Here is a 14,302-nt window from a genome sequence, read left to right as displayed (position 1 = left end):
CGCGCATGGCAAAGGATAATAAAACAGAAAAGGCCACCCCGCAGAAGCGTAAAAAATCGCGTGAAGAAGGGAATATTGCCCGGAGTAAAGATTTAAATAATTTATTTTCCATTCTCGTATTAGCAGTTGTCGTTTATTTCTTCGGAGATTGGCTAGGGTATGAGATTGCAAATTCCGTAGCGGTGCTGTTTGATCAAATTGGAAAAAATACAGATTCAACCGAGTATTTTTATTTAATGGGGATTTTATTACTGAAAGTATCGGCTCCGATATTAATACTCGTATACGCTTTTCATTTATTCAATTATATGATTCAAGTCGGCTTCCTATTTTCTTCTAAAGTCATTAAACCGAAAGCGTCACGTATTAATCCGAAAAACTATTTTACGAGACTGTTTAGTCGTAAAAGTTTAGTAGATATTTTGAAATCACTATTTTATATGGGATTAATCGGTTACGTCGCTTACGTTCTCTTTAAAAAGAATTTAGAGAAAATTGTCAGTATGATTGGATTTAACTGGACTGCATCACTTACTGAAATTATTAGGGAAATTAAATTTATTTTCTTAGCAATTTTAATTATTTTAATCGTTCTTTCTATTATTGATTTTATTTATCAAAAATGGGAGTACGAACAAGATATTAAGATGAAAAAAGAAGAAGTGAAACAAGAGCATAAAGATAATGAAGGGGACCCGCAAGTAAAAGGGAAACGAAAAAACTTTATGCATGCAATCTTGCAAGGAACAATTGCGAAGAAGATGGATGGCGCAACGTTTATTGTAAACAACCCGACTCATATTTCGGTCGTACTTCGTTACAATAAACACGTTGATGCAGCACCAATTGTCGTTGCAAAAGGGGAAGATGAGCTCGCGTTATATATACGAACGCTTGCCCGTGAACAAGAAATACCAATGGTGGAAAACCGTCCGCTTGCTCGTTCTTTATATTATCAAGTCGAGGAAGATATGGCGATTCCAGAAGATTTATATGTAGCTGTAATTGAAGTTATGCGCTATTTAATTCAGACGAATGAACTTGAAGTATAATAGCGCGTTTGGAGGAGATCTCTTTGTTTAAGATAGATTCTGCAAGAACCTATTTTTCTATCTTTTTAGCAGCGTCATTCGTAGTGGCGCTCTTAATTCCACTTCCACCATTTATACTTGATATCATTATCGTTTTTCTACTAAGTATGTCAGTACTTATTTATATGCGAGCGACAAGTATTAACGAGTGGGATGAATTAAAGTCATTTCCGACGATGTTGTTATTAATCGGGATTTTCCGCGTATCGATTAACGTTTCGACGACGCGAGCGATTTTGACAGACGGAAATGCCGGTCATGTTATTGAAGAGTTCGGCCAGTTCGTAATTGGCGGAAACTTATTAATTGGTATCGTTATTTTTACAGTATTAATCATATTCCAGTTTATCGTTGCAAACGGTGCATCGCGTACAGCTGAAGTAGCAGCTCGTTTTACACTTGATTCTTTACCAGGGAAACAAATGTCTATCGATGCTGATTTAAACCAGCGTATTATTTCAGAAAAAGATGCACAAGCAAAACGAAAAAAATTAAATATGGAAACAGAGTTTTACGGAGCGATGGATGGTGCCGGGAAGTTCATTAAAGGGGACGTTATTTTCGGGATTGTCATTTTATTCGTAAACATTATTTTCGGTTTAATTGTCGGAATGATGCAGCAAGGAATGAGCTTTGCAGATGCGGCTCTTCATTATACACAGTTAACTGTCGGTGACGGAATCGTAAACCAAATCGGTTCGTTAATGCTTGCGATTTCAACAGGTATTATCGTAACGCGTGTATTTGATGGTTCACCGGATACGGTAACGGAAGGAATCTTTAAAGAGTTATTAGCACATGAAGTTGTTGTATATGCGCTCGGTGGTTTGTTTATCGCAATGGGTATTTTTACTCCGCTACCGTTTCTACCATTCGCACTCGTTGGCGGAACGATTATCTTCTTGGGCATTCGTAATAAAAATCGAATAAAGAAAGAAAAAGAAGACGAGCTTCAAAAAGAAATAGAAATGATTCAAGGCGAAGATGAGCAACTGCAACAAGTGGAAGATTCATTTGGAGTATTTACGGATAAATATCCAATTATAGTAGAACTCGGTTTAGATTTAGCAGCACTTGTAAAGCAGAAAATTAACGGGGAAACAGCTCGTGATAAAGTTGTTCTTATGAGGAAGTCGATTATTACTGACCTCGGTATTAATGTTCCTGGAATTAACTTTAAAGATAATACGAGTTTTAGACCACGCGGACGTTACATTATTCGTATTAAAGGTGCGAAGGCGGCTGAGGGTGTTTTAAAATCAGGTTATTTATTAGCATTGAAAACGCCAAACGTAATGGCTGATTTAGATGCAGAGCCAGCGAAAGATCCAATTTTCGGTGAAGATGGATATTGGATTTTAGAGCATATGGTGCAAGATGCACAAATGAAAGGCTATCAAGTGTTAGAGCCACTTAGCATATTAATTACACATTTAGATGTTGTCGTTAGACGTAATCTTCACGAATTAATTCAGCGCCAACATGTAAAAGATTTAATTAATTCGCTTGAAAATGATAATGGCGTTCTATTAGAAGAGATTAAGAAGAAAGAAATTGATTTATCACTCGTTCAAAATGTTATTAAACAACTTCTAAAAGAAGGTATTTCTATTCGTGATTTACCAACAATTATTGAAGGTATTATTGACGGCAAAGAAATTTATCAAAACCACGTTGACGGTGTGACATCATTTGTTCGTGAATGTATTTCAAAAGTTATTTGTGAAAATGCGAAAAATCCAGACGGAAAAATATATGCAGCGCTCTTCTCTGATTCAATCGAGTTAGATGCGGATGTTGTGAATAATTCATATCAAGGTTACTTATTAAACTGGGATTTAGATTTAGAAACACGTGTCGTTGAGCAAGTGCAGCGCGTCTTTAAACAAGCACGTTTAATGGGAAGAGAACCAGTGTTATTAACACGTAGAAAAGATTTTAGATTTGCGATTGTAAGACTGCTAGAACGTTATCAAGTGGAAGCACAAGTACTTTGTATTAGCGAATTAGCACCAGAAATTGTTGTGGATCAAATTGCCTATATTGAATAGTAGGGGGTGAAGTAATGGAAAGTACAGAAAAGAAAGAAGCGTTAATGCGAATAAAAGCAGCTTCGAAAAATGAATTGTATCGAAAGTTATTTGACCAATATGGTACAGATTATTATTACGTTGTCGATGAAAGTGTAAAACGAAATATACCGTTTTTTTGGAAAAAGGATTATGAAATGTTAGTTGCTTTTCCAGAAGAAAAACAGGAAGAAGTGAATGAAGGTACAGCTCAATTTCATGAACAGTTAATGGATGTTGTGAATGATCCTTCAGAACAAATTGTGAAGGCGAATGGAATTCAATCAGTACTGCACAATTTAGAAAATGTAACGACTCCTATGTCATACGCGGCGATGCAAACAGGAAATAGTGAAGAATGGGCAAGAAAAAAAGAGAAACTATTAAAGCTGTTTGAAAAAGGAATTGTTGTGGTGAAACAGACGAAAGAAACGGAAGTAACGAAAAAGAAAAAAGTTGTGAAACAAGTCGTTCCACTAAAGAAAGAAGAAGTGGTTACAAAGAAAGAAAACCAAGAATCTGTACCGTTTATTATTCAAAAAGTAATTCGGATGCTAGAACAAAACGATGTGGAACAATATTTCATTCATGCATATGCTGAAAAGTTAAAAATAAAGTTTGAAAATGCAACGATGATTACGGAAGAAGAAGTTATCAGGTACATATTGGAAGATATGAAATCTCATTTCAATACGGAAAACGTCTTTGAAAAAGAAGTACAAACAATTGCATTAATCGGTCCAACTGGCGTTGGTAAAACGACGACACTGGCGAAAATGGCATGGCAATTTCACGGTAAGAACAAAACAGTTGGTTTTATAACGACAGATCATTCGCGCATAGGGACAGTGCAGCAATTGCAAGATAACGTAAAGACAATTGGATCGGAAGTAATTGCTGTACGTGATGAAGCTGCAATGACAAGAGCGCTTACGTATTTTAAAGAAGAAGCACGCGTCGATTATATTTTAATTGATACAGCAGGGAAAAATTATCGTACGTCAGAAACAGTGGAAGAAATGATTGAAACGATGGGACAAGTAGAACCAGATTATATTTGTTTAACGTTATCAGCTTCAATGAAAAGTAAAGATATGATTGAAATTATTACAAACTTTAAAGATATTCATATAGATGGTATTGTGTTTACGAAATTTGATGAAACAGCAAGTAGTGGCGAATTGTTGAAAATTCCAGCAGTATCATCAGCTCCTATTGTATTAATGACAGATGGCCAAGACATAAAGAAAAATATACATATCGCTACAGCTGAACATTTAGCAAAACAAATGTTACAAACATCGTAGAAAAGAGGTGAAGAATAAGGCGCTTGCCTTATTCAAACGAATATGAACGGTCTTTATATAGGTTCTATGGGCATGATGAATTACATGCAGCGCATTAATGTTCATTCGAATAACGTTGCAAATGCTCAAACGACAGGATTTAAAGCAGAAAATATGACGTCTAAAGTATTTGATGTACAAGACACATATCGCCGCGGAGATGGGGCGGTAACAAATATCGGTTCGGTCGATTACGCTGTAGTACCAGCTGCAACGCATGTGAATTTAGTACAAGGAAATATACAAATGACAAATAGCGCTACAGATTTCTTTTTAGATGACGGCGCGGCCGGTACAACATCATTTTTTGTTACTTCTAAAAATGATGAAACGTTTTTAACGAGAGATGGTAGTTTCACATTAAATAGTGATCGATATTTACAAACATCTTCAGGTGCTTTCGTAATGGGAGAGAATAATGAGCGTATTCGTATTCCAGAAGGAGCAAAGGTTGCTGTACAAGCAGATGGTACATTATATGATGAAGTAACACAAAATAATATTGCTCGTTTGCAAACAAAAACAGTAGATGCAGAAACGAATGCACGTCTCGTGCAACGTGAAAACAAAAGCTTTACACTAGCAGAAGGAAACATTGCTAATTTACCGAACGGAACAGGAATAGTAAAAAATCATATGCTAGAAAATTCAAATGTAGATATGACGAAAGAGATGGCAGATCTTATGACAGATCAAAAGATGATTCAAGCATCACAGCGCGTTATGACTTCATTTGATAAAATTTATGAAAAAGAAGCGAATGAAATATTGAGATAGTGGACTCCTAATAAAGGAGTCTTTTATTAATTGTAAATTTCAGAATTATCATTTGACTTTAAGGAGCTTCTTTTTTATATTAGTAGGTATAACTATAACTACTAAAGAGGTGAGAGTATGACAACGGCATTATATTTAGAAGATGCATACAAAACGAGTTGCGAAACAGAAGTGATAAAAGTAGAAGGGAATAAAGTATTTGTAAAGGAAACAGTTTTTTATCCAACTGGTGGAGGGCAAGAATGTGATACGGGTGTCATTGTACAAGATGGGTCTGTATTTGAAGTTGAAAAAGTAAAGAAGGAGCAAGGAGAAATAGTTCACTATATAAAAGATGAAGCTCAAGTAAAATTAGGTCCAGTTAAATTAGAGATAAATTGGGAAAGACGTCATAATTTAATGCGTCATCACTCTTTACTGCATCTTATCGGAGCTGTTGTTTATGAAAAGTATGGAGCTCTATGCACCGGAAATCAAATTTATCCTGATAAAGCACGTATCGATTTTAATGAGTTACAAGAGTTATCGAGCGTGGAAGTAGAAGAAATTGTTGAGGAAGTGAATAAACTTATTAAGCAAAATAAAGAAATTTCCACTCGTTATATGAGCCGCGAAGAAGCAGAAAATGCTGTAGGAATGATTAAAACAGCAATAAATATCCTGCCAACTACCATCCAAGAAATCCGCATTGTTACAATTGAAAATTTAGACGAACAAGCTTGTGGAGGCACACATGTGAAAAATACGAGTGAAATAGGAACACTTGTTATTGATAAAGTAAAAAGTAAAGGGAAGCAAAATCGTCGTTTTGAAGTAAGGGCGATTTAGATTGTGAGGGGTTACCGATGGATGAAATTATAAAGGAGTTACAAAAGTTAGGATTTTCCCAGTATGAATGTAAAGCGTATATTGGATTGTTAAAACATTCCCCAGTAACAGGCTATGAAGTGAGTAAACAAACAGGAGTACCTCGTTCTATGATTTACGAGGTACTCGGTAAGTTAATGGATAAAGGAGCGGTGCACATTGTACCTTCTGAACCAGTGAAATATGTACCAGTACCAGCTACGGAATTAATGAATCGAATGCGAAAAGACTTTGAAAAGTCCTTTGAGTTTTTAGACCAGAAATTAAATCATTTAGAACAAGAAAGACAGATTGATGTAATTTCGCATATTCGCTCAAATGATCGTGTTTTAAAAGAGATATGCAATATAATTAATAGGGCAAAGGAAGAGTTATGGATTTCTGTATGGGAAGATCAAGTGCATGAAATTGAGCCATACATTCATCAAAAGGAAGAGGAAGGCGTGAATATATTCTCAATCTTATTTGGAGCTCCAGAAACAAAAATAGGAGCGACATTTCACCATAATTATATGACGCCCCACGTTGTTGAAAAGAGAATGGGTGGTCATTTAACTGTTATTGCTCGTGATGGAGAGGAAGTATTAATTGCGAACTTCTCAAATGATAGCACTTCATGGGCCGTTACAACGTATGACCCAGCGCTAGTTCTCGTTGCTACAGAGTATGTGCGGCACGATATTATGGTTGAAGAAATCACAAAGGAATTTGGAGCTGATAAGTTAGATACGTTATGGCGTGAAAATATAGATTTAGTTCATGTCGTAACAGGAAAACGAACTTTAGAAGGAATGGAGGATGATAGAGATGAGTAAAGCTCAGGCACATGTAGCTTTGCAGAGCGATGATACATTTCAGCAAGGAGTAAAAGATTGTTTACCAACTGTATTTGGTTATTTGAGCATCGGTATAGCAGCTGGTGTAATTGCAAAAACAGCAGGTTTTTCTATCATTGAAATTGCATTTATGTCCACTTTAATTTATGCAGGTTCTGCCCAATTTATATTAGCTGGTATGTATGCAGCCGGTGCTCCTGCTTCCGCAATTATTTTTACTGTATTTTTTGTTAATTTACGCCATTTATTAATGAGTGCTGCCCTCGCACCGCACTTTACGAAACTACCTCTATTAAAAAACGTCATTATCGGTTCTCAAATTACAGATGAAACTTTCGGCGTTGCAGTGCAGCATGCAGCGCAAAAAGGATATTTAGGCGAAAGATGGATGATTGGGCTAAATGTAACGGCTTATTTAAACTGGATTCTTGCTACTATCATTGGCGGGCTATTTGGTGAGTGGATACCAGATCCACATACATACGGGATGGATTATGCATTACCAGCGATGTTTATCGGATTATTTGTACTTCAGCTCATAAGTAGTAAACCAAAGCTAGCAATTCATTTAAGTGTTGCAATTGTAGCGATTATACTTGCATACGTTTCACACTTAATTATGCCAGATAGTATAGCGGTTATTATCGCAACCTTACTAGCTGCGACGATTGGAGTGGTGATTGAAAAATGGAAATGAGGTTAGATGTATTATTACTTTTACTAGCAGCAGGAGCTGTTACACTCGTGCCACGTATTTTACCTCTACTCGTATTTAGCAAACTACAAATTCCAGACTGGGGTTTAAAATGGTTAAATTACATACCAATTGCAATATTAGCAGCACTTTTAGCACAAGTATTATTTATGCATGAGACGGTGCAATGGGATTACCTGATCGCAGCAATTCCAACATTTCTTGTAGCCATATATACTCGTAGTTTATTAGGTACAGTATTAACAGGAGTGGTTGTGATTATTTTGTTACGTTTCTTTTTCTAAAAAGGATTACGCTCATATAATAGCGAAAGGTGTAATAACATGAAAATATAGGGGTGGTGTTATGATACTTTTAACGATAGGAGCAATTTTGTTAACGTTGTTTATTTTCTTTATTATCGGTTTCGTTACGTTTATGATGTTTGTTGATAAGGCGACACCTCAAATATATTATACACCTTGTGAATCAGTGACAGTGAAAACTAAAGGTAAACATAGAAGGAAGAAAAGTTGAAAGTTGGCTTTTCTTCCTTCTTCTATTACATCCCCGAAAGAACTAACAAAAACAGCCCAAATAAAAAACTAATAAAGGAAAGAAAACCGATACATATGGAGAACACACGATTGTTTCTCCATTCGCGCCAGAAAGTGATAAAACCTAATATACAAAGGAAAAACCAAATGGGTAGGAATAGGAACTCACTAATCTTTTCGGGAAGTAACGCATAAAAAGTTGATAAATATAAAATCCAATTTGTAAAAAATAAAATGCAAACGATAATAGATTGTAAGTAGGGCCGTTTGGAAAACTCCCCCTTTTTTACGGTTACGAAAATAATAGTTAGCACTGAGAAAAAGGCAATGAATATGAAAATAAGTAAGAGTAATGTAAGTGTCATTTACATCTCCTTTATAAGAGTGTTTTTTACAAGAAATGAATCTATTACATTATATGCTTGTTTTGTAGAGTGCCCGTTATATTTTTCAGTGTACGGATTTAGAAATCCATGTTCACCGTGTAGTTGTTTGATTTCTAATAAAGGATTCTTTTGTTGCTGCAATGTGTAAATGAAAGAGGATACTGAAAAACTAGATTCTTTTTCTGGGAATATAAGTAATGTAGCGCATGTAGGCTTTATGTGAACATAGTCGCGTATACGAGAACCGTAACATCCGATAATAAAATCTATTTTCGGATTGTTACTACATAGCCATGAGATGGTAGCTCCAACACTAAAGCCGATAAGTCCAATATGTGTATAACTACTAGAAAGATGAGAAATGAATTCTTCAATTTGCTTTTTTCCATCATCAAATCCAATATGATTTACAAAATGTTCATATGCTTTTTCTTCATCACTGTAATGAAATGCATGTTGTAAGTGTAGAAGATTAGGACAGAATACGTCTATATGAGATGAAGTAAAGTGCTGAGTAACGTGATGCATATGGTCGTTCACACCATATATTTCATGAACAATAACGAGAGCTAATTTTTCCTTCATAGTTATAAAGTACCTCTATGAAACTTAAATTCTTTCTCAACAAGACAAATACGCAGGTGGAAGTTTTCATACCATTGCTCACGACCTCTTTTTTTCGCTTCTTTATGTAAGGTGTTCTTCTTCCAATTTTCAATCGCATCAAGTGATTCCCAATAAGAAATTGTTATTCCGAGTCCAGAATTACCTCGTGCACTTTCTACACCTAAAAATCCAGGTTGTTGCTTTGCAAGTTTCTCCATTTCTTCGGCAACGGTATTATAGTCAGTTGTATTATTTGATAAATTAGAAGTGAATATAACTGCATAATAAGGCTTGTTTTTTTCTAAAGTAGATGCCATTATTTTTCCTCCTTAATGTATAGTACGAATAATTAATCCATAGTTTGTATTTTAGCAGGTCACAAAAAGAAAAGAAGTAGAAAATTCTTATTTTTTCAGCTCATGTAAAATAAAGGGTTGAAGAAATTTATAGTAAGTAATCTGAAAGAAGAAAAATGCCACTTCAAAAGAGAAGTGGCATTTCTTATATTTCCTCTAAGCTATTAACTGGAACAGTTAATTCGCGTTCTGGGTTTTTTACTTCATATATGCGGGCGGTTTCATTGCTTTCATCGACGTGTTGAATCATAACAGGCATGCCTTGAAAACTGACATTGGCTTGTTCCGCTGACACAGAAAGCTCTATTGCACGTTGTATATTCATTTATATTCCTCCCATCATTATTATCTTTGCTAAAAAAGAGGAATAATATACCATTTAGAGACATTCTTAAAGTTTTTGTATTATTTGTAATGTTTCTTTAATAAATGAAGTGAAGATGGAATCAGGATAGGCCTGTACGATTTCATATGCTTCTGTTACTTCTTCAAGAGCTCTTTTTTTTTCATTAAGTTTCACATAACAAAGAGCGCGATATGCCCCAGCTGTTGTAAGCCGTGCGTGATCAAGTGGATGGTTTATATAATCTGGTATGATAGCGCGTTGCAATGTTTTTAAAGCTTCTTCGTATTGTTTTAAACCATACAAAGCTTTTCCTTTTTCAAGATAATATGATCCATCATCTTGAAAAATTGGCTCATCTTTTAATTTTTCTCGAAATTGTTCTAAATGTTCTAATGCAATTGTATATTCATTAGCAATTGTGTTGTAGTAGAAAGCTTTTAAAAGATCAATAACCGCTGCAGAGAAATTATCTTCTGTAAAAATGGCGAATTGCTCTGATTTTTTTATGTAATGTAAATATTGTTCTTTATCAGCCGTGATTACTTTTTGATAAGATAAAATACGATAAAATTCATCTGTTTTATAATACACTTGATGTTTTTTTGAAAATGCAAGTGCATCTAAAATGACACTTTCACATTGTTCGTAATCACCACATGCAAGAAAAATAATTGCTTCATATAAATATAATTCGATATGTATAATGAGATCCATTTCTAAATGTTTTTCTTCATAGTCATTTCGGATACTAGCTATAAGTTGTAAACATTCAGCATATTTTTTACGTGTGAATATCGTAAAGGATAATTTTAATTTTGTTTCCGTACTATCCCGGTATAACGTATATTTCTCAAAAATAGAAGTAGCCTTTTCAACGTAATATTCAATATTGTAATCTTTCATTTTAGCCGCAGCTGTTACAAACTGTTTATATAAACGAGCAGTATTCAAAGTGGGAGGTAGCTCTTTTTGAACGATCGGTAGTAAAACCTCATATACTTCATCGTACTTGTTTGCTTTTATTAGTTTCTCCGTTTGTTGAATGAGTTCTACAATTTCTACATCATCTTCTTCTAATAAAAAACTCGTTTCACATTCAAGTTTGTCAGCGATATATTGTAGTGTTTTCATAGAAGGTGTAGCTTTTCCATTTTCAATTTGACTTAGCATACTTTTTGTGAGTTCTGAACCTGCTAGATCAGTTTGAGTAAGCTTTTTTTCTTTTCGTAACGTTTTAATTTTTTCACCGAGAGTAGCCATATAATTGCTCCTTTATAGTTAGAAAGTTAAATGTCATTAAACTTTTTGTTGTAAAAATTGGAAAGTTAATTATATAATAAGTTTAACACAATTTAACTTTTAAGGGGAGAGTGTCAAAAATGGGGGATATAAGTATAGGACAACATGATTCAAGAATGAAGATTGCAACGAGAAATATTATTTTAATGATGATTGGGAAAATGACGTCTTTGCTAGGAGCCGGTATTTATACGTTTGCAATGGGATTATACGTATTAAAGACTACGGGTTCAGGAATGGGGTTTGCAACTACGCTTATTTGCGGATCGATTCCAAGGCTAATCTGTGGACCGATTGCTGGTGCTGTAGCTGACCGCGTCAATCGAAAATGGCTTGTCATCGGTACCGATTTGTTAAGTAGTTTAACAATGTTTATTATGTTTATCCTTGCAACTACTTTTGGGCCATCACTTCTGTTTATTTATGTTTCAGCAGCATTATTATCAATTTGTGCGAGTTTTTACTCTGTTTCATTAACTTCATCTATTCCAAGTTTAGTAGATGAAGGACGTATTCAAAAAGCGAGTGCTTTGAACCAGACGGCAGCTTCTTTATCAAATATTTTAGGGCCGATTATTGGCGGAGTTGTATTTGGTTTCTTTTCAATTCAGTCGTTCTTTTTGTTAAATAGCATTACATTCTTTTTAGCGGTTGTTGTGCAATTATTTATCGTATTTGATTTATACAAAAAAGAAATGGCTGAAAGTAAAGAGCATTTCTTGACGAGTATAAAAGAAGGGTTTTCATATGTAAAAAGACAGCATGAAATATATGGTTTAATGAAAATTGCAGTAGGGGTAAACTTTTTTGCGAGTGCACTTTTCGTTTCACTTCCATATATTATTGTTCAAAATTTGCATCTATCTTCGAAGCAACTCGGTGTTGTAGAGGGAATGTTAGCAGTTGGGATGTTAATTGGTGCAATTGCGTTATCAGTACGTAAAGAAGTGAACAATCCGTTTCGTTCTGTTTATATTGGGTTGCTTTTATTTGCGGGCTTGAGTTTATGTACAGTGTTTCCATTAGTAGTCACCATCCCGAAAGTAGCAAGTTTTATTTACTATATCGCTTTTATGATGTTAACTGGTATATCAATGATGGTTGTAAATATCCCGATGCAAGTACATTTGCAAAAGACAACAGATCCAAGTTATTTAGGACGCGTTTTCGGCTTACTTGAAACAATTTCTACTGCAATCGCACCGCTCGGTATGATTGTGTATGGATTATTATTAGATATGTTGCCAACTAGCATTGTTATGATGACATTAGGCGGAGGTTTATTGTTAGTTGTATTAGTAGGAATAAAGAAGCATGTAATGAAAAAGCAAGTGGATGTGTCTGTCTAAAAGGCAATTTGACTTAATAAAATAAAAATGACCGAATTAGTATTTTAGTTTTTGAAACTCTTTTTCATGTATGTTACAGTATAGTGAGCAGGCAAAGAAAAGGAGACAACAGCATGAAAAAATTAAGTTTTGTTATGCTTTTTCTATTAGTCGTAATGGCTGGATGTAGCAATTATGACACATATATTGAAACAGGTATGCAATCATTGAAAGATGAAAAGTATAGTGATGCAACAATGTGGTTCGAAAAAGCAGAAAAAGAGAAATCAGGAAATGAAGCGAAATCATATAAAGAAGTTGCTGAGAGAATGGATCACGGAGCAACAGCATTAAAAGACGGTAAGTATTTAGAAGCGAAAGACATTGCAAATGAAGTGTTACAAAAGAAAAAAGATGATGAACTTGAAAAAGCTGTAACATCAAATGCAGAGAATATGCTTCAAAAAGCAAAAGATGTGGAAGAGAAAGTAAATGAAAGAGTGGCAAAGCGTAGAAAGGTAGAAGAAGAAGGAATCGATAAACTTATTAAAGCTGTCGATAGTATAGATGAAGTGAAAGAAAAAGAGAAGAAAGTATCAGAAGCATTAGATAAGGCTGAAGAGGCGCAAGCAAAAATTGAGGCAAAGAAAAATAAATAGATTTATAGTTTAAAAGGCTGTCGTGCATAACGACAGCCTTTTAATTTTTTGTTGCAAATGAAGTGATGCTCTGTAGTAAAAAAGAAATGATTTTAGAATTCCATCTGTCCTCATGATGAATCGTATAAATATTACGCTGAAATTCAAATTCAGGGATTGGTATATAGCATAGCTCATTTCGTTGTATTTCTTGCTCGATAGCAAGTTTAGAAATAAAGGCAATTCCATTACCATATTTTAAAATTTGTTTCATCGTTTCTAATGAGTCTAATTCAATTTCAGATTGGAATGTAATGTTGTGCGCCAACGTCCATTGTGTAAGTAAATCTCTCGTTGTAGATGGATTACGATGCAATAGTATGCGTTCCTTTTCTATATTTTGTAACGATACATTGTCTTTCTTTGAAAAATGATGTTCTTTGGAAAAGGCAAGAACAAGTGTATCGGGCATTATATTCGTTTGTTTTAAAAGTGGTTCATCAAATGGAGCAGCGGAAATTATCCCAAGATCGATTTCGTGATTTTGTAGCATCATTCGAATTTCAGGGGCTGTTTTCACTAGTAGCGTTATTTTTATATTGGGAAATTCGCATTGAAATTGATGAACGACTTCTGGCAAAAGATAAGTCGCTGGTACATAACTAGCGCCGATTGTTATAGCACCTTTATGAAAATCTTTAAACTCTTGCGTGACACGTCTAGCTTCTTTCATAAGCGCATCTATTTTACAAGCATAATGGTGCAAAGCCTCACCAGCCTCTGTTAAGAAATACCTTCCAGAACGTAATTCAAATAAAGACACACCGAGTTCTTCTTCTAAGCTTTTTATATGAAATGTAATAGTTGGTTGTTTAACGCCAAGTTTTTCTGCAACGATTGTAAGCTTTTTGTATTTCTTAATAAGTACTACAATTTCTAATTTTAAGAGATTCATTATGAATTGCCGCCTTTTTTATTTTAACTATAGAAAAAATCTATAGAAATAAATAGTTTATTAGAAGTTTTTTAATTTAATCTTTACAGTACATTAACATTGAGTATAAATCTTCCATATAGAATGAAAGCAGGTTAAGAATGAGGGGAGA

The 14,302-nt window shown here is 34.6% G+C and carries 17 protein-coding genes; 11 read left to right on the top strand and 6 right to left on the bottom strand.

The features are described from left to right. Positions 1–5: 5 nt before the first annotated feature. The 9 genes from flhB (at position 6) to ACTFO4_RS08895 (ending at position 8,217) form a co-directional block, all read left to right on the top strand. Positions 6–1,052: a flagellar type III secretion system protein FlhB gene (gene flhB / locus ACTFO4_RS08935; protein ID WP_001040112.1), complete on the top strand. Its 1,047-nt coding sequence runs from the start codon at positions 6–8 to the stop codon at positions 1,050–1,052. 23 nt (positions 1,053–1,075) lie between these two features. Next, a complete protein-coding gene (gene flhA / locus ACTFO4_RS08930; protein WP_000472534.1) occupies positions 1,076–3,142 on the top strand; it encodes a flagellar biosynthesis protein FlhA in 2,067 nt (688 codons plus the stop codon). Between the two features lie 14 nt (positions 3,143–3,156). Beyond that, on the top strand, positions 3,157–4,467 hold the full coding sequence (flhF, locus tag ACTFO4_RS08925) for a flagellar biosynthesis protein FlhF (RefSeq protein ID WP_000446167.1): 1,311 nt from the start codon (positions 3,157–3,159) through the stop codon (positions 4,465–4,467). Positions 4,468–4,509: 42 nt separating this feature from the next. Further along, a complete protein-coding gene (locus tag ACTFO4_RS08920; protein WP_001013934.1) occupies positions 4,510–5,283 on the top strand; it encodes a flagellar basal-body rod protein FlgG in 774 nt (257 codons plus the stop codon). Positions 5,284–5,400: 117 nt separating this feature from the next. Continuing rightward, the gene (locus ACTFO4_RS08915; RefSeq protein ID WP_440013427.1) at positions 5,401–6,111 is read left to right on the top strand and encodes an alanyl-tRNA editing protein; all 711 of its coding nucleotides are present in this window, start codon (positions 5,401–5,403) and stop codon (positions 6,109–6,111) included. Positions 6,112–6,128: 17 nt separating this feature from the next. Next, positions 6,129–6,965, top strand: a complete 837-nt coding sequence (locus tag ACTFO4_RS08910) for a TrmB family transcriptional regulator (RefSeq protein WP_075677448.1) — start codon at positions 6,129–6,131, stop codon at positions 6,963–6,965. Then, complete coding sequence (locus tag ACTFO4_RS08905; protein ID WP_063246150.1) at positions 6,958–7,683, top strand: AzlC family ABC transporter permease; 726 nt, start codon at positions 6,958–6,960, stop codon at positions 7,681–7,683. Before ACTFO4_RS08910 ends, ACTFO4_RS08905 begins: the two co-directional genes overlap by 8 nt. Next, positions 7,674–7,985 (top strand): AzlD domain-containing protein, encoded by a 312-nt coding sequence (locus tag ACTFO4_RS08900; protein ID WP_000425946.1) that lies wholly within the window; start codon positions 7,674–7,676, stop codon positions 7,983–7,985. The genes ACTFO4_RS08905 and ACTFO4_RS08900 overlap by 10 nt, the downstream gene beginning before the upstream one ends. Before the next feature lie 61 nt (positions 7,986–8,046). Continuing rightward, positions 8,047–8,217, top strand: a complete 171-nt coding sequence (locus ACTFO4_RS08895; protein WP_000602244.1) for a DUF3951 domain-containing protein — start codon at positions 8,047–8,049, stop codon at positions 8,215–8,217. Between the two features lie 25 nt (positions 8,218–8,242). Here the strand turns inward: ACTFO4_RS08895 and ACTFO4_RS08890 are convergent, their stop codons facing one another. The 5 genes from ACTFO4_RS08890 to ACTFO4_RS08870 form a co-directional block, all read right to left on the bottom strand. Next, positions 8,243–8,602: a hypothetical protein gene (locus tag ACTFO4_RS08890; RefSeq protein WP_002164581.1), complete on the bottom strand. Its 360-nt coding sequence runs from the start codon at positions 8,600–8,602 to the stop codon at positions 8,243–8,245. Continuing rightward, positions 8,603–9,208 carry a dienelactone hydrolase family protein gene (locus ACTFO4_RS08885; protein WP_440013429.1) on the bottom strand — a complete coding sequence of 202 codons (606 nt, stop codon included), beginning with the start codon at positions 9,206–9,208 and terminating at the stop codon, positions 8,603–8,605. A 2-nt stretch (positions 9,209–9,210) separates the two neighbouring features. Then, positions 9,211–9,546 carry an antibiotic biosynthesis monooxygenase family protein gene (locus ACTFO4_RS08880; protein ID WP_000168855.1) on the bottom strand — a complete coding sequence of 112 codons (336 nt, stop codon included), beginning with the start codon at positions 9,544–9,546 and terminating at the stop codon, positions 9,211–9,213. Between the two features lie 184 nt (positions 9,547–9,730). Beyond that, positions 9,731–9,910 carry an H-type small acid-soluble spore protein gene (locus ACTFO4_RS08875; RefSeq protein WP_001025733.1) on the bottom strand — a complete coding sequence of 60 codons (180 nt, stop codon included), beginning with the start codon at positions 9,908–9,910 and terminating at the stop codon, positions 9,731–9,733. Between the two features lie 66 nt (positions 9,911–9,976). After that, on the bottom strand, positions 9,977–11,191 hold the full coding sequence (locus tag ACTFO4_RS08870; protein WP_000212385.1) for a transcriptional regulator: 1,215 nt from the start codon (positions 11,189–11,191) through the stop codon (positions 9,977–9,979). A 119-nt stretch (positions 11,192–11,310) separates the two neighbouring features. On the opposite strand from ACTFO4_RS08870, the gene ACTFO4_RS08865 reads away from it, so the two are divergent. Further along, the gene (locus ACTFO4_RS08865; protein WP_033696027.1) at positions 11,311–12,579 is read left to right on the top strand and encodes an MFS transporter; all 1,269 of its coding nucleotides are present in this window, start codon (positions 11,311–11,313) and stop codon (positions 12,577–12,579) included. Positions 12,580–12,692: 113 nt separating this feature from the next. Beyond that, positions 12,693–13,217, top strand: coding sequence for a DUF4398 domain-containing protein (locus ACTFO4_RS08860; RefSeq protein ID WP_000736443.1), 525 nt, complete (start codon positions 12,693–12,695; stop codon positions 13,215–13,217). 40 nt (positions 13,218–13,257) lie between these two features. Here ACTFO4_RS08860 and ACTFO4_RS08855 read toward each other — a convergent pair whose 3' ends face one another. Further along, positions 13,258–14,151, bottom strand: coding sequence for a LysR family transcriptional regulator (locus ACTFO4_RS08855; protein ID WP_001050611.1), 894 nt, complete (start codon positions 14,149–14,151; stop codon positions 13,258–13,260). Positions 14,152–14,302: the final 151 nt, after the last annotated feature.

This window comes from Bacillus cereus group sp. MYBKT14-1 (assembly GCF_051915185.1).
Classification (GTDB): domain Bacteria; phylum Bacillota; class Bacilli; order Bacillales; family Bacillaceae_G; genus Bacillus_A; species Bacillus_A cereus.
This window is presented reverse-complemented; position numbering and strand designations above follow the sequence as displayed.